At 33.5% G+C, this 23,468-nt stretch carries 22 protein-coding genes and 2 pseudogenes; 6 read left to right on the forward strand and 18 right to left on the reverse strand.

Translation table 11 applies throughout. The features are described from left to right. Nucleotides 1-55: 55 nt before the first annotated feature. On the forward strand, nucleotides 56-412 hold the full coding sequence (locus ACPWTF_RS20365; RefSeq protein ID WP_427872719.1) for a hypothetical protein: 357 nt from the start codon (nucleotides 56-58) through the stop codon (nucleotides 410-412). Between the two features lie 88 nt (nucleotides 413-500). On the opposite strand, the gene ACPWTF_RS20370 is transcribed toward ACPWTF_RS20365, so the two are convergent. Continuing rightward, nucleotides 501-1,124: a M949_RS01915 family surface polysaccharide biosynthesis protein gene (locus tag ACPWTF_RS20370; protein ID WP_427872721.1), complete on the reverse strand. Its 624-nt coding sequence runs from the start codon at nucleotides 1,122-1,124 to the stop codon at nucleotides 501-503. A 62-nt stretch (nucleotides 1,125-1,186) separates the two neighbouring features. Next, nucleotides 1,187-1,636, reverse strand: a complete 450-nt coding sequence (imm9, locus tag ACPWTF_RS20375) for an Imm9 family immunity protein (protein ID WP_379798017.1) — start codon at nucleotides 1,634-1,636, stop codon at nucleotides 1,187-1,189. Nucleotides 1,637-1,780: 144 nt separating this feature from the next. Here imm9 and ACPWTF_RS20380 point away from each other — a divergent pair, with 144 nt between their 5' ends. After that, the gene (locus ACPWTF_RS20380; RefSeq protein ID WP_427872722.1) at nucleotides 1,781-4,120 is read left to right on the forward strand and encodes a GH92 family glycosyl hydrolase; all 2,340 of its coding nucleotides are present in this window, start codon (nucleotides 1,781-1,783) and stop codon (nucleotides 4,118-4,120) included. 168 nt (nucleotides 4,121-4,288) lie between these two features. Then, nucleotides 4,289-4,732 (forward strand): hypothetical protein, encoded by a 444-nt coding sequence (locus tag ACPWTF_RS20385; protein WP_095929892.1) that lies wholly within the window; start codon nucleotides 4,289-4,291, stop codon nucleotides 4,730-4,732. A gap of 145 nt (nucleotides 4,733-4,877) precedes the next feature. Here the strand turns inward: ACPWTF_RS20385 and ACPWTF_RS20390 are convergent, their stop codons facing one another. The 15 genes and pseudogenes from ACPWTF_RS20390 to ACPWTF_RS20460 form a co-directional block, all read right to left on the reverse strand. Beyond that, nucleotides 4,878-6,734 (reverse strand): peptidase M61, encoded by a 1,857-nt coding sequence (locus tag ACPWTF_RS20390; RefSeq protein ID WP_427872724.1) that lies wholly within the window; start codon nucleotides 6,732-6,734, stop codon nucleotides 4,878-4,880. A 109-nt stretch (nucleotides 6,735-6,843) separates the two neighbouring features. Continuing rightward, a complete protein-coding gene (locus ACPWTF_RS20395; protein ID WP_095929894.1) occupies nucleotides 6,844-7,122 on the reverse strand; it encodes a DUF2805 domain-containing protein in 279 nt (92 codons plus the stop codon). Nucleotides 7,123-7,242: 120 nt separating this feature from the next. Next, nucleotides 7,243-8,070, reverse strand: a complete 828-nt coding sequence (locus ACPWTF_RS20400; RefSeq protein ID WP_427872726.1) for a sterol desaturase family protein — start codon at nucleotides 8,068-8,070, stop codon at nucleotides 7,243-7,245. A 114-nt stretch (nucleotides 8,071-8,184) separates the two neighbouring features. Beyond that, nucleotides 8,185-8,424: a GlsB/YeaQ/YmgE family stress response membrane protein gene (locus ACPWTF_RS20405; protein WP_427872728.1), complete on the reverse strand. Its 240-nt coding sequence runs from the start codon at nucleotides 8,422-8,424 to the stop codon at nucleotides 8,185-8,187. A 43-nt stretch (nucleotides 8,425-8,467) separates the two neighbouring features. After that, the gene (aqpZ, locus tag ACPWTF_RS20410) at nucleotides 8,468-9,175 is read right to left on the reverse strand and encodes an aquaporin Z (protein ID WP_427872729.1); all 708 of its coding nucleotides are present in this window, start codon (nucleotides 9,173-9,175) and stop codon (nucleotides 8,468-8,470) included. A gap of 26 nt (nucleotides 9,176-9,201) precedes the next feature. Beyond that, nucleotides 9,202-9,558, reverse strand: a complete 357-nt coding sequence (locus tag ACPWTF_RS20415) for a DoxX family protein (RefSeq protein WP_095929898.1) — start codon at nucleotides 9,556-9,558, stop codon at nucleotides 9,202-9,204. Between the two features lie 87 nt (nucleotides 9,559-9,645). After that, the gene (locus ACPWTF_RS20420; protein ID WP_427872731.1) at nucleotides 9,646-10,548 is read right to left on the reverse strand and encodes an EamA family transporter; all 903 of its coding nucleotides are present in this window, start codon (nucleotides 10,546-10,548) and stop codon (nucleotides 9,646-9,648) included. A 222-nt stretch (nucleotides 10,549-10,770) separates the two neighbouring features. After that, nucleotides 10,771-11,895 (reverse strand): peptidylprolyl isomerase, encoded by a 1,125-nt coding sequence (locus ACPWTF_RS20425; protein ID WP_427872732.1) that lies wholly within the window; start codon nucleotides 11,893-11,895, stop codon nucleotides 10,771-10,773. A 29-nt stretch (nucleotides 11,896-11,924) separates the two neighbouring features. Further along, nucleotides 11,925-13,001: a peptidylprolyl isomerase gene (locus ACPWTF_RS20430; protein ID WP_427872733.1), complete on the reverse strand. Its 1,077-nt coding sequence runs from the start codon at nucleotides 12,999-13,001 to the stop codon at nucleotides 11,925-11,927. 23 nt (nucleotides 13,002-13,024) lie between these two features. Then, nucleotides 13,025-13,675 carry a gliding motility-associated peptidyl-prolyl isomerase GldI gene (gldI, locus tag ACPWTF_RS20435; RefSeq protein WP_427872734.1) on the reverse strand — a complete coding sequence of 217 codons (651 nt, stop codon included), beginning with the start codon at nucleotides 13,673-13,675 and terminating at the stop codon, nucleotides 13,025-13,027. An 8-nt stretch (nucleotides 13,676-13,683) separates the two neighbouring features. Beyond that, the gene (locus ACPWTF_RS20440) at nucleotides 13,684-14,688 is read right to left on the reverse strand and encodes a DHH family phosphoesterase (protein ID WP_427872736.1); all 1,005 of its coding nucleotides are present in this window, start codon (nucleotides 14,686-14,688) and stop codon (nucleotides 13,684-13,686) included. Between the two features lie 198 nt (nucleotides 14,689-14,886). Beyond that, entirely contained in the window at nucleotides 14,887-16,122 is a 1,236-nt protein-coding gene (locus tag ACPWTF_RS20445; protein WP_427872737.1) for a voltage-gated chloride channel family protein, read from the reverse strand. A gap of 137 nt (nucleotides 16,123-16,259) precedes the next feature. Continuing rightward, entirely contained in the window at nucleotides 16,260-16,643 is a 384-nt protein-coding gene (locus ACPWTF_RS20450) for a RidA family protein (protein ID WP_095929905.1), read from the reverse strand. Between the two features lie 150 nt (nucleotides 16,644-16,793). Then, nucleotides 16,794-17,099 carry a chaperone modulator CbpM gene (locus ACPWTF_RS20455; protein ID WP_250835359.1) on the reverse strand — a complete coding sequence of 102 codons (306 nt, stop codon included), beginning with the start codon at nucleotides 17,097-17,099 and terminating at the stop codon, nucleotides 16,794-16,796. Next, a pseudogene (locus tag ACPWTF_RS20460) lies at nucleotides 17,096-18,015 on the reverse strand (DnaJ C-terminal domain-containing protein). Before ACPWTF_RS20460 ends, ACPWTF_RS20455 begins: the two are co-directional and overlap by 4 nt. Nucleotides 18,016-18,308: 293 nt before the next feature. Here ACPWTF_RS20460 and ACPWTF_RS20465 point away from each other — a divergent pair. Next, complete coding sequence (locus ACPWTF_RS20465) at nucleotides 18,309-19,022, forward strand: hypothetical protein (RefSeq protein ID WP_250835361.1); 714 nt, start codon at nucleotides 18,309-18,311, stop codon at nucleotides 19,020-19,022. 168 nt (nucleotides 19,023-19,190) lie between these two features. Here the strand turns inward: ACPWTF_RS20465 and ACPWTF_RS20470 are convergent, their stop codons facing one another. Beyond that, entirely contained in the window at nucleotides 19,191-19,718 is a 528-nt protein-coding gene (locus tag ACPWTF_RS20470) for a hypothetical protein (RefSeq protein ID WP_250835362.1), read from the reverse strand. A gap of 224 nt (nucleotides 19,719-19,942) precedes the next feature. Between ACPWTF_RS20470 and guaA the strand changes: the two are divergent. Next, nucleotides 19,943-21,473 (forward strand): annotated as a pseudogene (guaA, locus tag ACPWTF_RS20475) (glutamine-hydrolyzing GMP synthase). A 63-nt stretch (nucleotides 21,474-21,536) separates the two neighbouring features. Then, nucleotides 21,537-23,450: a LysM peptidoglycan-binding domain-containing protein gene (locus tag ACPWTF_RS20480; protein WP_427872740.1), complete on the forward strand. Its 1,914-nt coding sequence runs from the start codon at nucleotides 21,537-21,539 to the stop codon at nucleotides 23,448-23,450. The last annotated feature ends 18 nt before the right edge of the window (nucleotides 23,451-23,468 follow it).

Genomic DNA, 23,468 nt, shown 5'->3' on the forward strand with positions numbered 1-23,468 from the left:
TCAGAAAGAATTTATAATTTCTTATATCACTTATATGGTTTAAAAATATTTAACTATGTACGAATTACTTTTTTGGAAATATCTAGACGAAATATACCTGAACAATCAGGAAGTTTATGAAGCTCTTGTTGAAAAACAAGAAGTGGAAGGTCTGGCTGAACTTCAAGTTGAAGTAATCGTAAATAGAATAAATTCAGTCTTTTCTGAATGGGAAAGAGTGGATGAAAACAGCTGGAAAAACCCAAAAGGAAAAGGTGCGTTTCAAGTTGTTACTACACCCCAAAGCATAAAGATTGACTGCTACGGAACGGAAGGAAAAACCATGAATAAATTGGTAGATATCATGGAAGAATTCAAATGCCCACTTTACGACCCACAAGTTCCAGAACGTTACGATGAAATGAATGAGTAGTTTTTTGTTTAAAGTTTCAAGTTTAAGGTTTCAAGTTTTTCCACAAAGTTTTGGAATTTGGAATTTAAAAAATTGGAATTTCTTAACCCTATCCATTTTTCAAAAGCAAATCCTGTTCTTTTCTGATTTTTTCTGTCAACTGATTGATGTACGTTTTTATTTTCTGCGGAAGCGTATTCCAATTTTGATCTTTTTCAAAACTTCTGCAATCATCTAAATCGCATTCAACCGCGCGAATCACATATTTTTTATTTTTATAAACCGTAATAATTTTTACGCGTCTTATATAGCCATCTTCATTACGAGTTCCATAAACAATAATAGGTTCAATGTAACCGTCGCCATCAATATCTTTTGTGCTGCAATATTTTGTCCAGAACCAAATGTTTGTTTCTTTCGGAATAGTATTTTCAAGCAAATCATTAATTCGCCATTTTTCTAGAAATCCGCCGTGATCATTAACTACGCAAATGGCTTGTATTTTGGTATTTAAAGTGTCTTTTTTAGAAACTATTTTCTGATTTTCGCCTAAAACCAATTCGTAAACACCTCCTTTATCACTAAATTCAAATGCTTTATAAATAGGGAAATCAGTGACGTTTTCAAGCTCTCTTTCTGAGATTTCTTGTTTGGTCAATTTATAGCTTTCTACTTTTTGAGAAAAAACAAATGTCGAATAAAAGGAAAGAAGAATTAAAATATATTTTTTCATATTTAGTGGTATACTTTTAGTATATCAAAGATATTTAATAGAACTTAGTTTTAATTATTAGCCTAAATTTTAATATCTATATTTTGCAATTTTATACCTATTTTTAAAAGCTCATTAATTAATAAAAAAGATTCTTCTATAATATAGTCGCTGGCATTATTGTATTTAGAAAAACTGGCATCCGAAGTTTTAAATTTACTAGAATCCCTTGATGGCTGTTTTACATATTTCTTTTCATTAACGCCCCATTCAGTTTCTTTATTAGATGGTATAGGTAAAAACAATGTATGACTTCTAAGTAACATTGATGATGTTGTAATTCCTTTTTTATAAATTCCAGCCCAAATTCCTTTTCCTAATTGTATATTAATTTCAATTGTCCAATCAGGTAATTCTTTGATGAAATTACAGCTTTTTGTTATTTCAAAAAGGCGTTTTTCTATTATTTGTCTTTCATTTTGCAAATTTTGAAAGTCAAACATTTCAGGGTTTAGATTTACTTTAAATTTCATTTTTTTTATGCAAAGATATTTAGAAATTAAACGAAAGAAAAATCTTGTTTTTTTTAATATTTTTTTAGTGTAAGTATATATTTTTTTAAAACTACATTTTGTTGTATTTTTCTACATTCAAAAAGCAATAAAAGACAATTCTAAATGATTATAAGAAACTCCAAAAAAATTCTTCTAGGAATATCGGTTTTAATATTCTCTTTTTCGAATAATATAACAGGGCAAAAGAAAGCAACCGAAAAACGAAATTTAATTCAATATGTTGATCCAATGATTGGAACAGCAAAAATGGGACATACTTATCCAGGTGCAACAGTTCCTTTTGGGAGCGTGCAATTAAGCCCAGAAACCGATACTATTGCTTACAGTTTAAACGGAAAATACAACGGAGAAGTTTATAAATACTGCGCTGGCTATCAGTATGAAGATAAGACGATTGTAGGTTTCAGCCATACCCATTTCAGCGGAACGGGACATTCCGATTTAGGCGATTTCTTAATTATGCCAACAACTGGCAAACTGCAATTGAATCCTGGTGTAGCATCAAAACCGTTGTCTGGTTATAGATCTGCATTTTCACATTCGACAGAAAAAGCAGAACCGGCATATTACAGTGTTTTTCTGGAAGATCATAAAATAAAAGCAGAATTGACAGCGACAACGCGCGTTGGAATGCATCAATACACTTTTCCAAAATCTAATGAAGCACATATCATTTTAGATCTGACTTCAGGAATTTACAACTACGATAAAAAGAATGTTTGGACATTTGTTCGTGTAGAAAATGACACTTTAATAACGGGATATCGCCAAACAAACGGATGGGCGAGAACTAGAACGGTTTATTTTGCAATGTCTTTCAGTAAACCAATTAAAAGTTACGGACAAGCTGCTCATGAAAAAAGCGTTTATAGAGGTTTTTGGGGAAGATTCGATCAAACGAAAAACTTTCCAGAAATGGCAGGTCAGAACCTAAAATTATTTTTTGATTTTGATACGAATGAAGGCGAGAAAATTAAAATCAAAATGGCACTATCTCCTGTAAGTTCTGCCGGTGCATTAGAAAATATGAAAAAAGAAGTTCCAGATTGGGATTTCGAAAAAGTGAAAAAACAAAGTCAAGAGGTTTGGAATAACGAATTGAATAAAGTTCAAGTAGAAACCATTCAAAAAGAAGATTTGGTTAATTTTTATACCGCAATGTATCATGCATTTTTGGAACCAACAGAATACATGGATTTAGATAAAAATTATAAGGGGCTAGATATGAATGTGCATAAAGCGGAGAATTTTACCAATTATACCAGTTATTCACTTTGGGATACGTATCGTGCTTTGCATCCGTTATTTAATATTGTGCAGCCAAAAAGAAACGCCGATATGGTAAGTTCTATGTTGGCACATTCAGATCAAAGTGTTCATAAAATGCTTCCAATTTGGTCGCATTATGCCAATGAAAACTGGTGTATGATTGGATATCATTCGGTTTCGGTTGTGGCAGATGCTATTGTAAAAGGCAATATTAGTTTTGATTCCGAAAAAGCGCTTCAAGCTTGTGTAAATACTGCAAAAGTGCCGTATTACGATGGTTTGGAATTTTACATGAATAAAGGGTATGTTCCAGAAGATAAAAACGGTGCTTCGGTTTCTAAAACTTTAGAATATGCTTATGACGATTGGGCAATTGCACAGGCAGCTAAGAAATTAGGAAAAACAGATATTTATAATGAATTCATTACTAGATCGAAAAACTATAAAAATGTTTATGACGAGAAAACGGGTTTCATGCGTCCGAAATTGAATGACGGAACATTCAAAAAAGAGTTTGATCCGCTAGATACGCATGGGCAAGGTTTTATTGAAGGAAATTCTTGGAATTACAGTTTATACGTTCCGCAAGATCCTGCTGATATGATTAAATTGATGGGTGGAAATGAGAAATTTAAAGTTCGTTTAGATTCTCTGTTCAATATGCATCTTCCAGACAAATATTTTGAAAATACTGAAGATATTACAAGAGACGGAATAATCGGAAATTATGTTCACGGTAACGAGCCTTCTCATCACGTGGTTTATTTGTACAATTGGACAGATTCTCCATGGAAAGCGCAAGATAAAATTAGAATGATCTTGAAAAAAATGTACAGAAATGGCGCTGACGGTTTAGGAGGAAATGACGATTTTGGACAAATGAGTGCGTGGTATATTTTTAGCAGTTTAGGATTTTATCCAGTTGCTCCAGGTTCTGACGAATATGCACTAGGAAGTCCGTTGATGAAAAATGCTATTTTAAATTTAGAAAACGGAAAAACTTTTGAAGTCGAAACCGTAAATCAATCTGATAAAAATGTATTTGTGAATAAAGTTCTCCTTAACGGAAAACAATTGGAAAAACCATTTTTAAAACATGCCGATGTGATGAATGGAGGAAAGATTACGTTTTATATGAGTAACAAGCCAAATAAAAAGCAATATCAAAATTAGTTTTACGTCTGTCACTCTGAGCGGAGTCGAAGGGCTTTTTAGCTTAAAAGGGCTTCGACTCCGCTCAGCCTGACAAATGATACTATTTAATTCGTGAAAATTTGTGCAATTCGTGGCAAAACAACAAAAAACTTCACGAAATTTGCACTTCAAATAAAGACAATCGATATGAAGATCAATTTAAAATCAGGAATAGAGAAACTGCTTTTCGGAATGAAGCAGAATGATGTAACAGCAGCTTTAGGAAAACCTGATAAAAACTATAAAGACGAAGACGACAATGTGATTTTTGTTTATAATGCACACAAAATCAGATTGACATTTTATCAGGAAGAAGACTTGAAATTAGGTTATTTAGTAGCATCAAGCAATGATCTAGAAGTTTTCGGATTCAAATTAATCGGAAGAAAAATTGCTGACGTAAAGAAAGATTTTGCTGCAAAAGGAATCACAAAATTCAATCAAGAAACATTTGATACTTTTGAAAATTACTTCAACGAAGACAACTGGTTTATACTTCAAACAGAATTTGATGAGGTAGTGAAGTTTGAAATTGGAGCAATCATCAATAGTAAAGATGAGTTTGATTGGAAATTTCCAGTGAAAAAATAAACTTATTTTTGTCAGGCTGAGCGAAGTCGAAGCCACACAAGCCGAATCACAGTGTGTGACTTCGACTTCTCTCAGTTTGACAAACCTAGAAGACATAAAAAAACCGACAATCACTTGTCGGTTTTTTTATGTCTTTAAAAAGAAATTATCCTTTTAACCATGCATTTTTAAGTTTCTCTTTTGAAGCATCTGTAGCTTTAAAAGTTTCTGTTTCTTCAAATGGCAGTTTTACAGTTCCTTTTATGGTTTCTTCTTTAGTTCCACGTTTTACTTTAAGTGTGATAGGATCATTTTCTTTCCAGTTTTCACTTTCTGTAATTAAATCATAAATGTTATCTAGGTTGTATGATTTATTGTTTACAGCTAAAATTTTATCGCCACCTTTTAAGTTTAGGTTTTTAAAGAATGCAGTTGACTCTGATTCAGGACGAACCGCGATTTCTTTTGTTGCCTTATCAATAGTAATGTAAGGAGTTTGTCCTTTAATGAACGGATTTCCAGCCTTTTTCTCGCTTGCTTTTGTAACACCCACTTTTGCTAGATAAAAATCGTAAGGAATTGGAGTAGTTCCAGCTACATATTTATTTAAAAAGTCACCAACTTCAGGATAAGTCAAAGAAGTGATTTTTGCGAATAATTCATCGTCATTAAAAGGTTTTTCAACCCCATATTCATCAGATAATTTATGCATTAAATCCAAAATACCTCTTTCTCCATTACTTTTCTCTCTAATGATAATGTCAATACACATACCAATTAAAGCGCCTTTTTGGTAAACATTTAAATATTGATCTTTATAAGGCTGATCCAATACATTTTTACTCATTACAGTAAACGACATTGTATCATCTAACTGTTTAGATTGTGCAATCTTGTCTGCAATACGCGTATAGAATTCAGCTTCATCAATTAAACCTTGGTTAATTTGAAATAGATTAGCAAAATATTCTGTTACCCCTTCGTACATCCATAAATGTTCTGACATTTTTGGTGCATTGTAATCAAAATACTGAATTTCTTTTGAGTGAATAGTCAATGGAGTCACAATGTGAAAGAATTCGTGAGAAACTACATCTTTTAGTGTTTCTACCAATTTTTCTTTTGGCATTGATTCTGGTAAAACCACAGTTGTAGCAGTTGGGTGTTCTAAAGCTCCAAAACCGTGAGCATCGTCTTTAGCCATGCTTGAAAGGTATACCAAAACAGTATATTTTTTAGTAGAATTTACTTTTCCTAAAAAGTTTTTCTGTGCGGTCATCATGGTTTTCATCTCTGGAGTAATGCTCTCTGCAGTATATTTTCCGGTAGGAGAGTACACAGCAATTAAGATGTCCATTCCGTTTACATTAAAAGTAGTGTAATCAGGTTTAGAATACATAATTGGATTTTCTACCAAAATAGCATAACGAGAAGTGGTAAACACATCAGAAGTATTGCTAGCATCTTGATCTGTCATAGAAGTAGCTCCCCAAAGTGTTTCAGGATGCGTGATCGTAACTTTGTACGGAACGTCTAATTTATCTTGAAAATATCCTACAAAACCATGAGTGTTAACCATGAAATTTTTTCCTGCATCGATGTTTGTTCCTGCTGGAGAAAAAATATCGTCATTTCCAAATCCAGTTCCTTTTTCTGTATCGAAAGTATCGTTTACCAGATAAGTAATTCTTTTTAGTGTCTTTGCGTTCGAGATAGACCAAGAATTATCACCTAATCTTTTTACAGTAAGAGCATTTCCTTTAGCATCAAAAGCTTTAAAATCTTCTGAATATTTTCCGTAATTATCTGTAGAATAAGTACCAGGAACGGTTTTAGGAATACTGTAGGTAATTTCATCAGTCTTAATGGCTGGTGGCGTAACGGTTACCAAGACCTTATCGTCTTTAACATCGGTTAAATTGATATTAACTTCAACTATATTGCTTTTCGCGGCTCCAGTGCTACCTGTTTTACAGCTCCAAAAAGTTACCGCTAGAGCTAAGGTGTAAAGTATTTTTTTCATTTTTATATGTTTAGTTATAGTATTTGACACAAAAAGTACCGAAAAGTTACTAAAAAATCACATTATATTTACAGATAAAAAAAAACTCCTGAAAAACAGGAGCTTTATTTTAGTCTAATTTATTCTTGATATAATATTTTCCGTCCAAATCTTCATCAAAATCATCTATTTTAACTGGTTTTGGTTTTGGTTTATTTGCAATTGCCTTCTTTTTCCACATCTCAAATTTTTCAAGAGGCATTTTCTTTTTCATGATGTCCAGGACTTCTTTTTCTGCCAATCCAAATTCTTTCTTTATAATTTCAAATGGATTTCTTTCTTCTAAAGCTAACGAAACAAGTCTTTCAATTTGTTCCGGAGTTAATTCTTTGCGGCTACTCTTTTTCATCTCGTGAAAATTAATTCAAAATAGGGTGTTAATTATTAATAGATTGATTTTCAATTTCTGTATCAATATTAAAAAAAAAATAATAAGTTGGTTCAGTAAAGTTCAATTTTTTTAATGATTTTAACTGTTTTTGAAGGATCGTGATTTTTGAAATGGAATTTTTAACAGATTCTTCAATTCATTGTTTTCTTCAGACTGCATATGAGTGTCTACACCATATATCAATTGATCTTTAGGTAAGTAGGTAAAGGTTTTAAAAAGCCTGTCCCAAATAGAAAATATATTGCCATAATTGCTATCTGTATATGGCAGCACATAATGATGATGCACCTTATGCATATTAGGCGAAACAATAAAATAACTTAAGAATAGATCCAATTTTTCTGGCAGCGAAATATTGGCGTGGTTAAATTGTGAAGCAATAACCGATAATGATTGATAAAGAAAAACCATCCACATGGGAGTCCCGATAATTAAAACGCCTAAAGTGGTAAAAATAAAACGGACTACGCTTTCTCCAGGATGATGTCTATTGGCAGTTGTGGTATCGATCCAAGTGTCGGTATGGTGCACCAGATGAAACTGCCAAAGAATTTTTACTTTGTGTTCTACCAAATGGGCTAAATAAGCTCCAATTAAGTCCAGAAGCAGTAAGCCAATTATAGTATATAGCCAGATAGGTATTTCTGGAAGCCATTGCAGAATTCCAAAATTATGTTCGATTGTCCAAGCAGCAGTTCGTATTAAAATAAACGCAAGAATAAAATTGACAACAATGGTAGTGAAGGTAAAAAAGAAATTTATACCTGCATGAGGCCATTTTTTATATTGCATTTTAAACAAAGGAAAACTGTTTTCAATTAGCCAGAAAATAGTAATACCGCCAACCAAAATTAAACTTCTATGCGAAGAAGGAATCGTAGAAAAATAATTAATAATGTCATTCATGATGCATAAATATTTGAATTAATTAAAGATTTCTTTCGGTTTTACTCCAATAAAAAAGAGAAAACCAAATATAAATATATCTGATTTTCTCTTTAGAAATTATTATTTAGGATATTATTTTTTGATGAGGCTGATTATAAATAATAAAACCCACGCACCTCCTACAGCAATCAGAATCTGCCATAGAAGGCCGCCACCTCCAATGCCAAATTTTCCAGCAATCCATCCTCCGATGAATCCGCCTATGATTCCGACAATAATATTGCCAATTAAACCAAATCCGGCACCTTTCCAGATTTGACCCGCTAGCCATCCAGAAATGGCACCTATAAGTAAGAAATATAAAAATTCCATATTTTTATTTTTTTGATGATGTTTTGATTTCTTTTTTCAGTTATTATGCTTCTGCGTGATTTTGAAGCAGTGTTTTATAAAGAAAACCTGCGGCTAATGCACCAAGAATAGGGGCAACCCAAAACAGCCAAACCTGAGATAATGGCTCTCCGCCAACAAAAATGGCTTGAGATAAAGATCTCGCTGGATTTACAGAAGTATTCGTAATCGGAATACTGATTAAGTGTATTAAAGTTAACGCCAAACCGATTGCGATTCCTGCAAATCTGCCATTTGCAAATTTATCAGTTGCTCCTAAAATCACTAATAAAAAGAATAATGTAAGTACAAATTCTGCAATGAAAGCAGACTGTAAGGAATAGCCATCAGGAGAAAAAGCTCCAAAACCATTAGATGCAAAGGCTCCAGCTTTTGTACTGTCAATTGCAAAACCAGCTTTTCCAGAAGCTATTGTATATAAAGTTCCTGCTGCCGCAACAGCTCCAACACATTGTGCAATGATGTACGGAATAAGATCTTTTGTCGAGAATCTTCCGCCAGCCCACAAACCAAAAGAAACAGCGGGATTAAAATGGCCGCCCGAAATATGGCCAACAGCATAGGCCATTGTAAGTACCGTTAAACCAAAAGCAAGCGCAACACCAGCAAATCCGATTCCTAAATTTGGAATTCCCGCTGCAAAAATTGCGCTTCCGCATCCACCAAAAACAAGCCAATAAGTTCCAAAGAACTCTGCAAATAATTTTTTCATAATAAAATAATTTTAAATGGTTAATATTAGAATGTATATTGGTAAGCCCAATAAATTAAAACAATTTGTAAGGGTAAACGTACAAATAAAATCCATAATGGTAAACCAAATCCTGCTTTTTTATTTTGAAACATATACAAATTGGCAGGAAAAATAGCAATTAATAGCATTATAATTCCCCAGGCGGCAATTTGTGTTGTAAAAGGCAGGATTAGAAAGATGCCTAGAATAATCTCAGAAGCACCACTTAAAATATTTATTAATTTGGGGTTTTTAAATGCGGGCGGAATGATTTTTATGTACATTCCAGGTTTTCTAAAATGATTTAGACCAGCAAGAATATAAAGGAAAGCCATTAAATATAAATGCCAAGGTAAAATCATGATATTTAATTGTTTATCACGAATTTATAAAAAAATTAACAATTATTGCATTACAAGACTTCTTTTTTTGAAAGTATGTATTTTGGGCTATTTTTTTGACTTGAAATTTACATTCATAATAATTATGGCCAGAATAATCAATACAATGCCGACCCATTGAGAAAAGATTACTTTTTCGTTTAATAAAACATACGCCATCATTACAGAAACGGGCAGTTCAAGAGCAGAAACAATACTTCCTAGTCCAATTCCAGTTAACGGAAAACCTGCTGTCATTAAAAGCGGTGGAATTATGGTACCAAATAATGATAATACAATTCCCCATTTTAGGAAGATTTCCATATTAAAGGCCGTAACCTGTGTCGCAAAAGCAAATGAAAATACAATAACAGCACCTCCTAAAAGCATATAAAGACTTCTTTGGGCAGATGAAATTTCGGTTGCTACACTATTGGCAGTAAACATAGTTGTAGTAAAAGAAGCAGCAGCAAGCATTCCCCAAACTAAACCTCTCCAGTCTAATTCGATATCATTATTGATAATATTAGTGGCTAAAACAGTTCCAAAAAGCACTATTAATACCGCAATGACCTTTTGTTTTGAAGGCAGTTTTTTTTCTAAAATCATTTCAAGCAAAACACCCATCCAAACGGTTTGCATCAATAAAACGATTCCGATAGAAACAGGAATATATTTTACCGCCAAATAATAAAATAAGCTTGTCATTCCTAAAGAAGTTCCAGCTAACATTAAATTGAAAACATTTTTACGAGATGCTTTTACGGCAGGTTTGTTTTTGTTTTTAATACGCTGAAAAAGATTGATGGCAAGAATACCTAGAATTCCGTATATAAACTGTGAGGTCGTTACTTCTGCAGTTGTGTATCCTTCAGAATAGGCCATTTTTACAAAAGTAGCCAACATTCCGTAAGTAGTTGCTCCCAAAGCAACAAGAAAAACACCCTTTAATACATTATTTTGCGACGTCATAAATTATCTGTTTTAAAAAAATTAAGCCGGCAAAGGTAAGCTATTTTGTTTAGGATTCTCTTGTACTATGTTGAAAATAGTGATTTAATTGTAATAGAATTGATTTTTAAAGGCTTAAAATAAGAATTCTTTAAAAAGATAAACAGCAAAAAATAGAAAAGCCATCAAGAATAATTCTGATGGCTTTTTATATCTATAAAGAATAAATCTCCTCTTTTCTAATTACTTAGGCTGGTTTTGATACGTTTCAATTTCAAAAATCAAAGTTGCATTTGGAGGGATAACTCCGCCAGCACCTTTTTCGCCATACGCTAAATTTGAAGGTAAAAAGAAAGTCGCTTTTTCTCCGTCTGTCATCATATCCAGAGCTTCAAGAAAACCAGGAATCATTCCCTCTTTTTTACCAACTGTGAAAGGAAACGCTTTGTATCCGCCTTGCGCATCTCTATTGGCATCATATTTTCCATATGCTTTTGCTACTGGAGCCATGCTGCTGTCAAATAAGTTTCCATCTTCAAAGTATCCAGCGTAGTGAAAATAGATGTTAGAACCTTCAGCACCTTTAACGCCAGTACCTTTTTGAGTGATTACATATTTTAAACCAGAAGCTGTTGCAGTTGCTTTTGCTTTTAAGTCTTTAAAATAAGCTGCTTTTGCAGTTATTACTTTTTTTGCTTCTTCTTTTTTAGCCGCTTCTTTTTTTACATCGTCACTTAAAACTTTTAGAGCATCAAATTTCTTTGCAGCAGCACCTTTGCGTGTAATAACAATTTTTGTCATTACATCGTCTTGAACAATTTTATTTACATTATCCATTCCAGACACTACGTGGCCAAAAATAGTGTGTTTTCCGTTTAACCAAGGAGTATCTTTGTGTGTAATGAAAAACTGGCTTCCGTTTGTTGCAGGACCAGAATTTGCCATAGCAAGAACACCGCCTTTTTCGAACTTTAAATCGTCTACAAATTCATCTTTAAAAGAATATCCTGGGCCTCCAGAACCATTTCCTTCTGGATCACCACCCTGAATCATGAAATCGTTAATTACTCTATGGAATTTTAATCCGTTGTAAAACGGTTTTCCTTTAAGAGATGCTTTAACATTAGGATTTGTACCTTCTGCCAAAGTAATAAAGTTTGCTACTGTAACAGGAGCTTTTACATACTCTAAAGAAAGAACAATGTCTCCTTTTGTAGTCGAAATTGTAGCGAAAATCCCGTCGCCAGGATTTGCCACAGCAGCTGCTGTAGTTGTAGGTTTCGCTGCTGGTTTCGCCGCAGGCTTTTTAGTTTGAGCTTGTATATTTACTATTGCTAAGCAAAATAAAAATAGAAATTTAAATTTCATTGCTTTTAAATTTTAAGTCTTTAATTGAATTACTGTTTGTCTGAAATTTGGATTTCGAAAATGATATTAGCGTTTGGCGGAATTACACCTCCAGCACCAGTTGCTCCATAAGCTAAGTGAGATGGAATGAAAAGAACTGCTTTGTCTCCATAAGACAATTGCTCAACTCCTTCAATAAAACCAGGAATTAAACCGTCTTTACGACCTGCTTTAAATTCAATTGGTTTGTAGGCTTGTGCTTGTGCTCTTGCAGGATCAAATTTTCCGAATTGTTTTGCCACTTCTTCAATGCTAGTGTCAAATAAAGTTCCGTTTTCAAGGAAACCAGCATAGTGAATGTAAATTTGACTTCCAATAGCAGGTTTCTTACCGCTTCCTTTTTCTGTAATTACATATTCTAAACCGCTCGTAGTTTTAGTTGCTTTTGGTTTTAGAGTAGCATAATAATCTACTTTTTCTTTTTGAGCTCCCGCGTATTTTTGTTGTTCTTTTGCGATGTCAGCAAAATAGTCGTGGAATACTTTTACAGCATCAAATTTTTTCGCCGCTTCACCATTTCTAATAATAGTTACAGCAACGATATTGTCTCCCTGAACAACTTTGTTTACGACTTCTTGATCTTTTGCGCTTACCACATGACCAAAAATAGTGTGTAGGTTATCTAACCAAGGAGTTTCTACGTGAGTGATAAAAAATTGGCTGCTGTTTGTTCCAGTTCCGTTATTTGCCATTGCTAAAACTCCAGCTTTGTCAAATTTCAAATCTGAAAATTCGTCTTTAAATTTATATCCAGTATCTCCAGAACCAGTTCCTAATGGATCACCGCTTTGAATCATGAAACTTTCAATTACTCGGTGAAATTTTAAACCGTCAAAAAAAGGTTTCTTTTTTAATTGTTCGTGTGTTACAAACTCGTTTTTACCTTCAGCCAAAGTCACAAAGTTAGCCACTGTAATAGGGGCTTTTTTGTAATCAAGCTCTACAATGATGTGACCTTTGTTTGTTTCGATATCGGCATATAAACCATCAGGAAGATTACTGTGGTCATCTTTACAAGAATAAAATGAGCCTACGGCTATTAGTAATAATAAAATACTCTTTTTCATTTTAAGATGTTGTTTTTATTGAGTTAGTGTAATGTATCTTGTTTAGCTGGTGCAGAAGGTTTTACAACTGCAGGTTTTGGCGTTACGGCTGATGGCTGAGCAGCAGGTTTTGCTATTGGTGCCGTAGGATCTGGAACAAAATTTCTAAGCGTTACTGTAACGATTAGAGATTCGTTTGTTCCAATTTTTTTATTATCTCCGTGATATCCGTAAGCCATATGCGATGGAAATAAAAACGTAACCGTTTCGTTTTTATGCATTCTTTTTATTCCGTCGCGAAGCCCCATCATAATGTCTTGTTTGTCTACATAGTAAGTTTGATGACCAAGATCAGATTCAGAATAAATGACATTGCCTTTTATGTCTTTTACTTCCATATTAAAGTAAGCAATATCACCTTTTCTTGGAGCTGCAGTTTCATTTGTATTTCTTTCGTCATAATAAAACCAATAGCCTTTTGGAGTAGCATAATATTTTACCTTCGGATTGCTTTTGATTATTTTCTTAATGACATCTTCTTCATTTGCCACTAATTTTTTGTTTCGGTCAGCCGATTTTTTCATGAATGTTCCCGAAGCTCTAGAAATGGGTCTTCTGGCTTCTTCATGATGCTTACAGCTGCTCAACAAAACTGTAAAAAGCAAAGTGTAAATGCTAAGTTTTAGGTAGTTCATGATTTGGATTATAATTTTAGTTTTTTTACTAAATCTTCAAATTTATTAACTGTTTCTTGCATCGAAACTTCAGATCTTCCGCCAGCTGCATTGCTATGTCCGCCACCGTTGAAATGGTCTCGAGCAAACTGATTTACATCAAAACCTCCTTGTGAACGGAATGAAATCTTGATAATGCCTTCGTCTTTATTTTCGATAAAAATAGCAGTAAAAACAATATCTTTTATACTTAAGCCATAATTAACAATTCCTTCAGTATCACCTTTAACATAATTAAAAGAATCTAGCTCTTCTTGTGTTAAAGTCGTATATGAAGTTTTATGATCTTCAAAGACCTTCATGTTTTGCAAAGCGCGGCCTAATAACTGTAATCTGCTGAAAGAGCTATTGTCAAAAAGTAATACAGGAATCTGAGTGTTTTCAACTCCTAAATCTATTAATTCAGCAATAATTCTATGTGTATTTCCTGTTGTGCCAGGAAAACGAAACGAACCTGAATCGGTTAAAATTCCTGTATAAATACAAGTTGCAATGGTTTTATCTATGTCTTCTTTTTTGTTTAAGAAAGTGATAAAGTTATAGACCATTTCGCAAGTAGATCCGTATGAAGTATCAGAATAAGTATAGGTAGCGTAATCATCAGGTTTTTGATGATGATCTATCATAATGAAAGTAGCTTTCAGTTTTGCTAAAGTATGCTCCATTTCGCCTGTACGGTGAAAAGCATTAAAATCAAGTGTGAAAATGATTTCAGCTTCTTCTAAAATTTGTGTACAGATTTCAGTTTCTTTTTCGAATATTTTTACGGTTTCAGATCCCGGAAGCCAAGCTAAAAAATTAGGAAAATCATTAGGAGCAATTACTGTTGCCTGATGATTGTTTTTAATTAAAAAATGGTATAAACCTAATGTTGATCCCATTGCATCGCCATCTGGTCCTCTGTGCGGAATGATGACAATTTTCTTTGGGGTAGCGAGTAATAATTGAATCGCTTGAATATCTTGTATTTTCATAGTGTGCGAATTTACATTTTTTTAATGTAATGCTGAAAATATTTAATCGCAGTTTTCAGTTTCAGTTTTCAGATATTCTAGGGTTAAAAAAAATGTACGCGGATGAAACGAATTCGCTATCGCGAAAACGCAGATTTGGACGGATTTTTTTATTTTAAAACTGAGAGTGTAAACTGCGACTGCGACTGAAAACTCCGTTTAAAGAAACCTTTGGTACAATTTATATTTCGCACCTTTTACAATCTGAGACTTGTAAATTCCAACAGAACCAGAAGAAAAATAAGCAATTGTACAGGCAATTGCGATGAAAATTCCAGGAGCAATTCCGAATAATTCCATTCCCATAATCGTACAGGCGATAGGAGTGTGGGTTGCGCCTGAGAAAACAGCAACAAATCCGATTCCTGCTAAAAGCGCAATAGGCATTGGAATTACGGTCGATAAAGCACTTCCTAAAGTCGCACCGACAAAAAATAGCGGTGTTACTTCGCCACCTTTAAAACCAGCTCCTAATGTGAATCCGGTAAATAAAATTTTTAATAGAAAATCATACCATTGGTTTGGATTCGAAAAAGAATCCACAATTACAGGAACTCCTAATCCAGAGAATTTTGTAAATCCGAAACCGGCAATGGCAATAGCCAAAACGACTCCACCAATTACAGGACGAAGTGGAGGATATTTAATGTTTTTCGAAAAAAGTGAACCCCAAAAATGTGTGCTTCTAGAAAATAATAATGCTGCAAATCCAGATAAGATCCCAACAATTAGAGTGAAAATAATATTGTTTAAACTAAGTTCTGGAACAACAGGAATACTGTAATGGGTATGTTTTATTTCCCAGAATTCTACAGTAAAATAGGCCGCATAAGCCACTAAAAAAGAAAGTAAAATGCTTTTAAAATTAATTTTACTGAAATATAAAACTTCTAAAGCGAATATTGCGCCAGCCAAAGGAGTTCCGAAAACGGAAGCAAAACCTGCGCTGATTCCAAGAATAATCAGAATCTTGCGTTCTGAATTATCAAGTTGGAAGAATTTTGTAAACTGATCGGCAATTGCGCCTCCCATTTGTACCGCAGTTCCTTCTCGTCCCGCAGATCCTCCGAACAAATGGGTCAGTAATGTTCCTAAAAGTACTAAAGGAGCCATTTTAAACGGAATGACTTTTTTGGGATTTTCGTATTCTTCCAATAAAAGATTGTTTCCTTTTGCAACCGATTCTCCCCAATAATAATAACTCAATCCAACCATAAATCCGCCGAAAGGCAAAAGCCATATAATCCAGTCATGGTGAATTCTAAATTGCGTCACCCATTCTAAAGAAACTAAGAAAAATGCTGAAGCCGATCCAGAAAGTATTCCGATTAAAGCACAGATAAGAATCCATTTAGGAATATCAAGTAGTAGTTGTTTTGAGGCTTGAAAAGTCATTCAAATAATAAAAATATTTTAGCCACGAATTTCGCCAATTTTCACGAATTAAAAGGGAAATAATCATTTTTAATCCATTTAATCTGTGGCATAAAAAAATAATTAGCGCAATTAGTGTAATTCGTGGCTATAAAAAATTACTGAACAACAGCAGTAAATTCTATTTCAACCAAATATTCTGGAGCAACCAGTTTACTGATTTCGTAAAATCCTGTTGTTGGTTTTATATCTTTAAAGAAAGCAGAATGTGCTCTCGCCACTTCTTCAAAAGTAGAAACATTGGTAGTGAAAATTCTAGTTCTAATAACATCTTTCATCCCCACATTTAAATCTTCTAAAACTTTTTCAACTCGTTCCAAAATATTATAGGTTTGAGCATAAGCGTCATCAGCTTTTACTTTTTCGCCGTCAACAATGGCTACAGTTCCAGAAACTTCCACAATATTGCCAATTCTTACGGCACGGCAATATCCCATTTTGTCTTCCCAAGGCGATCCAGTTAAGATGTTTTCTCTTTTCATTTTTTTAGTTTTTTGCGAATTTGGCTGTACGTTTTAAAAGCAAATTCAGGTTAATTAAAGATGCTGCAATTTAAGAATTATGGTTCTGAAAGGGATTAAAAAAAGCTTGAAATCAATTCAGAAATTCAAGCTTTTTTGTGATATTAATTGTTATTCAGTTTCTCTTTCTTCGTAAAGGCGAAGCTTATTTTGTATCGTATTTAAATTTTGCTGTAAGGCTTCAATCTTATTTAATAAATGTGCAATGGCATCAATTCCTTCTAGATTTATTTTGAGATCATAATGCATTCGAATCATTTTTTCAACCGTTGGCAGCTGTTCTTGTTCCAGAAACTCGTCATTTTCTTCATTAATAATATGAATAAGGCCATAATTATTAAGTTCAGTGATAAAAGTGTTTTCAATTTCGTGATACATACAAAACTGTTTGATCTGGATTAAATTTTTACTTTTCATGACTTTCTTAGTTTTGCTAATTCTTCAAATAATTCTTTCTCTTTATCCGACAGTTTTGTTGGAAGTTTAATGGTATAAGTAATGTATAAATCACCAAACTGATTTTCTTTTTTGTAAACAGGAAAACCTTTTCCTTTCAATTTTACCTTTGTTCCAGGCTGCGTTTCTGGTGGGACTTTAATTTTTACTTTTCCATCAAAAGTATTGATATATGTTTCTCCGCCTAAAATAGCCGTGTAAAGATCGATTGGCGCCTCGGCGTACAAATTATTTCCTTCACGTTTAAAATCTGAATTATTTGAAATTATAAAGGTGATGTACAAATCGCCGTTTGGTCGCCGTTTACACCTGGCCCGCCATGATTCGGAATTTTTATAATCTGCCCATTTTCTACACCAGCGGGAATTGTAATTCTAATATTTTTTCCGTTTACAGACAAGTTTCGTTTATGTGTTGTGTAGGCTTCTGCTAAATCTAAAACCAGTTCAGCATTAAAATCCTGACCTCTATATTTAGATTGAGATCTGCTTCTTCCTCCGCCATACATCGAATTAAAAAAATCGGAAAAGTCGCTTCCAGAAAAGTCTCCACCTTCAAAACCAGAGAAATCGCCTTCAGAATATTGATAACCGCCTTGCTGTCTGCTTTGCTGCTGGTTCGGATCGTAGCCTGCTTTTTCAAATTCGTCAGCATGTTTCCAGTCTTTACCATACTTATCGTATTTTTTTCGATTTTCAGGATTGCTTAAAACTTCGTTTGCTTCATTTATTTCTTTGAATTTTTTCTCGGCTTCTTTATCATTCGGATTTAAATCGGGATGATATTTTCTAGCCAATTTTCGATATGCTTTTTTGATGTCTGCTTCGGTAGCCGATTTTGTAACATCCAATATTTTGTAGTAATCTATATAATCCATTTTGCTGTGATTTATAAATGGTAAATAAAGTCTTCAAGGTAAGAATAAGTTGTTAATAATCAAAATACTATATGCTTTTAAAAAGTAAGTCTTTGGAATTTGCAAATTGTAAAATTGAAATTTATTTTTTATGAAATAAAAAATTTTGGCAGGTTTTTTGATTCCAAAAATTAGCTTAATTTAATGTTATAAAACTCCTAAAGTTGTAGCACCTAACTAAATTATACTATTTTTGTGATGCTAGACTTTTGGTTTGTATTAATTATAAAAGGCGATTCGATAATATTTTTTCAATGAAGCACATTTTATTTTTCATATTATTTTTTACTGCGATGTCTGTATCAGCTCAAATTGAGTCTAATACTAAATTCAAAGCAATTCCAGGGGGAAAGTTTACTGCGAAGCCCAAAAAGACTCCGATTCCCGAAGTCAAAGATCCGCAGGCAGATTTTAATGATATGCCGGCAATTAAAACGCCAAATGTTTTTGAAAATACTACTATAACTCCAAAATCAAAATTTCAGATTGGAGAAGAAAAAAGCAAATTTACCATGTCTACTGAAACCGATTTTGCTAATCCCGGTGACCGATATGTAGCAAAAATGGAAAAAGATTTGGATAAAAGCTTAAAAGATGCTGGTTTAAGAGAAGGGCGAGGGGTATTGGTGAAGAGGAATATTTCGTTGGGTGATTTTAAAACGAAATCAGAATATTTTATAGTGAAGTTCCGAGATTTTGGAGCAATTGATGGTGATTTAGTAAAAGTATCTTGCAATGAAGTTGTGGTAAGAGACCGAATTTTGCTAGATTCCAATTTCCAGCAAGTAAAAATCAATCTTGGACAAGGTTTTAATAAATTAGATTTTGAAGCTCTAAATATAGGAACGCTTGGAGGAAACACAGCAGAAATACAGGTTTACGACGATAAAGGTAATCTAGTAACCAATGATTACTGGGATAATCTAGCCGCAGGTTTTAAAGCGTCGATAGTGGTGACGAAAGAGTGATTTTTTTAAGATTCTAAGATTCTAAGTTTTTTTTAGAAGCTTAAACACAAACAAAAAGGAGATTCTATTTTAGAATCTCCTTTTTGTTATACAATCTGATTAAAATCTCAGTATCTTAGAATCTTAGTATCTCAGTATCTTAGAATCTTAGTATCTTAGTATCTTAGACTAGAATGGATCCGCAGTAACCTTAAACTTCATTTCTGCTTTTACGGTCACATCTTTTGTTAAGGTTTCTTTCAATGTTACTTTCGTTCTGATTTTGTAACTGTCTGCTTTTATGTATTCATCTAATCTTTTATCAGTACAAATCAAATCGATCGTATTGCTGGATACATTGATATTGTCAGCATACGCTAATTCAATTTCTTCTGAGTTAGCTGTAGAAATATATAGATGTACAGATTTTAAAAAGGTAAATGTTTTATCCGAAGGATCTGTAATTGATAATTTCAGCGATCTGATTTTTACGTCTTTCACCAAATTTGCTTTTGTTTTATTGTTTTCAAACTCAGCAGAAGAATTGGTCGTAACCTCTGGCGTAATAATCTCTGATGGCAAATTGATTGGAGAAGTGCTTTGAATTTTAATCGAAGCATTGTTCGAAATAGTAAAAGTCAGCAAATCATCAACAGTGTTGCAAGAGCTAAAAAAGATCGATAAGAAAGCTGTCAGGGCAATAATTTTTGATTTCATTGTTAAATTAAATTTGGTTTTTCGTTAGATACGAAATAATTGGGTTTTTGGATTTGCAAAGATACTGAGTTGCTAAGGTTCTAAGATGCTAAGTTTTTTGTTTTTGAGTTAGAAAAAAGCTCAGAATCTTAGTAACTAAGTATCTTAGAATCTACAGTGAAAAAAAAATATTTTTTTTCACTGCTCCGATTTTTCAATTTCGAATATAAAAAGTATTTTTGCGCATGCAACACAACGTACTTATTTTAGATTTCGGATCGCAATATACTCAGCTTATTGCGCGTAGAGTTCGCGAATTAAATATATTCTGCGAAATTTTTCCTTACAATCACATTCCAAGTGATTTATCAAGTTATAAAGCCGTAATTTTAGGAGGAAGCCCTTTCTCTGTTAGAGGAGAAGATGCGCCACATCCTGATTTATCACAAATTAGAGGTAAAATGCCTTTGCTTGCTGTTTGTTACGGAGCTCAATATTTGGCTCATTTCAGTGGCGGTGAAGTAGCTGCTTCCAATACAAGAGAATACGGTAGAGCAAACTTGTCTTATATTAAAGAAGGCGAAACTTTCTTTGAAGGAGTTTCAGAAAACAGCCAGGTTTGGATGAGCCATAGCGATAGTATCAAAGCGCTTCCAACAAATGCTGTAAAATTAGCTAGCACACATGATGTAGAATACGCAGCTTACAAAATTGAAGGCGAAACTACTTATGCAATTCAATATCATCCAGAGGTTTACCATTCTACAGATGGGAAAAAAATGCTGGAAAATTTCTTAGTAAAAATTGCTGAAGTTCCTCAAAACTTTACTCCAAATGCTTTCGTTGACGAAATGGTAGCAGAACTAAAAGAGAAATTAGGAAACGATAAAGTGGTTCTTGGTTTATCTGGAGGAGTAGATTCTACCGTAGCGGCAGTTTTATTAAACAAAGCCATCGGACAAAATTTATACTGTATTTTCGTTAACAACGGACTTTTACGTAAAAACGAATTCCAAAATGTATTAGATCAATACAAAGGAATGGGATTAAATGTAAAAGGTGTAGATGCTGGAGATCGTTTCCTTGGCGAATTGGCCGGAATCAGCGATCCTGAAACGAAACGTAAAACAATCGGTCGTGTATTTATCGAAGTTTTTGATGATGAATCGCACTTATTAGAAGACGTAAAATGGTTGGCGCAAGGAACTATTTATCCAGACGTTATCGAATCTGTTTCGGTAAAAGGACCATCTGCGACAATTAAATCGCACCACAACGTTGGTGGATTGCCAGATTATATGAAATTAAAAATTGTAGAACCACTTAGAATGCTTTTCAAAGACGAAGTAAGAAGAGTAGGTGCTACATTAGGAATAGATCCAGAATTATTAGGAAGACACCCTTTCCCAGGCACCTGGATTATCAATTAGAATTTTAGGAGATATTACGCCAGAGAAAGTACAGATCTTGCAAGATGTGGATTCTGTATTTATTGAAGGATTAAAATCTTGGGGATTATACGATAAAGTTTGGCAGGCTGGAGCAATTTTGCTTCCTGTAAACAGTGTTGGTGTTATGGGTGATGAGCGTACTTACGAAAAAGTAGTAGCGCTTAGAGCTGTAGAATCAACAGACGGTATGACTGCTGACTGGGTTCATTTGCCTTACGATTTCTTGATGAAAGTGTCAAACGACATTATCAATAAAGTAAAAGGCGTGAATCGTGTAGTTTACGATATTAGTTCGAAACCACCTGCAACAATTGAGTGGGAATAGTAGCATAATTTAAAATTAAGGTCTTACATTTGTAAGGCCTTAATTTTTTATAACCTACTATTTATGAGAGAACTTTTAACGATTTCTCTTGTGTTTGTTTTGTCTTTTAACAAAATAACTGCACAAGATGCAATAATTGAACACAGAATTCAAAAAGGAGAAACCGCTTTTTTCATTGCCCAAAAATACAAGGTTTCTGTAGACGAGATTTACAAACTCAACCCCGAATCGCAAAACGGAATCAAGGATAATCAGATTATAAAGATTCCAGTTCACTCCTTACAAAATACAACTTCAAAGCAGCAAACCCATATTGTTGCACCCAAAGAAACATTGTTTGGTTTGTCAAAACAATATCATGTTTCAGTTGAAGCCATTCAGAATGCCAATTCAGAAATTCTGGCCAGCGGACTCCAAATTGGTCAAGAATTAATAATTCCCCAAAATTTAGATAGTGCAACTAAATCAGAAGTTGGTGTTTCTTCAAAAACTACGCATCAAGTTGTGGCTAAAGAATCTTTATTCAGCATTGCGAGACAATACAATGTTTCGGTTCAAGATTTAGAAAATTTAAATAAAGACATTTTGATTAATGGATTGCAAATTGGTCAAACGATTTCAATTCCGAACAAAAGAAAAACTTTGGATGGGAGAGTTCGCGTAATTAATCAAGAAACCATTTTTCATGTTGTAGAGCCAAAAGAAACCAAGTTTTCGATTGCTAAGAAATACGGAATTTCAATTGATCAATTAGAATCTCAAAATCCTGAAATCGTAAACGGATTAATTGTTGGAAACAAATTAGCCATCAATACTGCAGCCATAAAACCATCAAACGAAAGTGAAGAATTGATGTTGGCTTTGGCCGAAAAACAAGTTGTGGTTGAAAAAACAAAAGCTAAAACAGTCGAAATAGAGGATTTAAAAGACCGTCTTGTGGTTCAGAAAGAGATGAATCAGAAAATTATAAAAATTAATGATCTGAAAGTGAATTTGAACGATATGAATGGTTCTAAAGAAAACTCAGTTGAAAAACTCCGATTGGTTTTAGAAGCTAATAAGAATGTTCAGGATATTTTAATGGCCAAGTTAGATTCGCTTGTCACTTCAATGAATAATGATTTGAAAGAATTGAAGAGAATGGATATTTTGAATGTTGAAGAATCTAAAAGATTGGAAAAACAATCTTCTGAAGGAATCAATAAAACGAATGAATTATCGTCTCAATTGAAAAAGGAACTGGCCGAAAACCGAAAAGCCTACGCTGGTTTGATGAATAAAGTAGAGAAAATCGCAGTTGAGGAAAATCAGGAATACAAGAAGAAAATCCGCGAAAGCGAGAAAAAATCCAATACAGAACCTTTACAGCAGCGTTTGTCTTTAGAAGAAATTAAACGTTATAAAATCGAGCAGGAAAAAGGAGATGAAAAAAATCAGCTTTTAATTGCTAAAATAGATTCTTTGGACACTCAGAAAAAAATTGAGGTTAAAAGACACATCAGTAAAGCCTCTTATTATAGTATGGAAGCTCGAAAATTTGATGATAAATTGGCTTTGATCAAATTGAAAAAATATCAGGATGAAGCGGTTAAGAAACAGAAGGAAAATGGTGCAGGAGAAAATTCAAAAACAATTTCATTGCAAGAAATGAAACAAGAATTGAAAGACAATCCCTTAAGACCTGACAAAACTGTAAAAGTTGAAGTTTATGATAATCTTAAAGAAGTTTCAAACGGGTATTACTTAGTTTTAGGTATATTTACAGACGCAGTTGACCGAGATAAGCTCATTATGAAACTCATTGATTCTGGCGAATTTAACGCTAGCTTCTTTTTCAACATTAACAGCCTTTCATATTATGTTTACGCCGATAAGTTCGAAAACATGGAAGAAGTGCTTTATAAATGCAAGAAAAAAGAAGAAGATGAGTTATATAAAGAAATCATTATTGCTAAAGTAGAAATCGATTTAAGGTAATTTTTACAGCGATAAAGC

The sequence above is a fragment of the Flavobacterium sp. MMS24-S5 genome, from assembly GCF_050320125.1.
In the GTDB taxonomy this organism is placed as follows: Bacteria; Bacteroidota; Bacteroidia; order Flavobacteriales; family Flavobacteriaceae; genus Flavobacterium; species Flavobacterium tyrosinilyticum.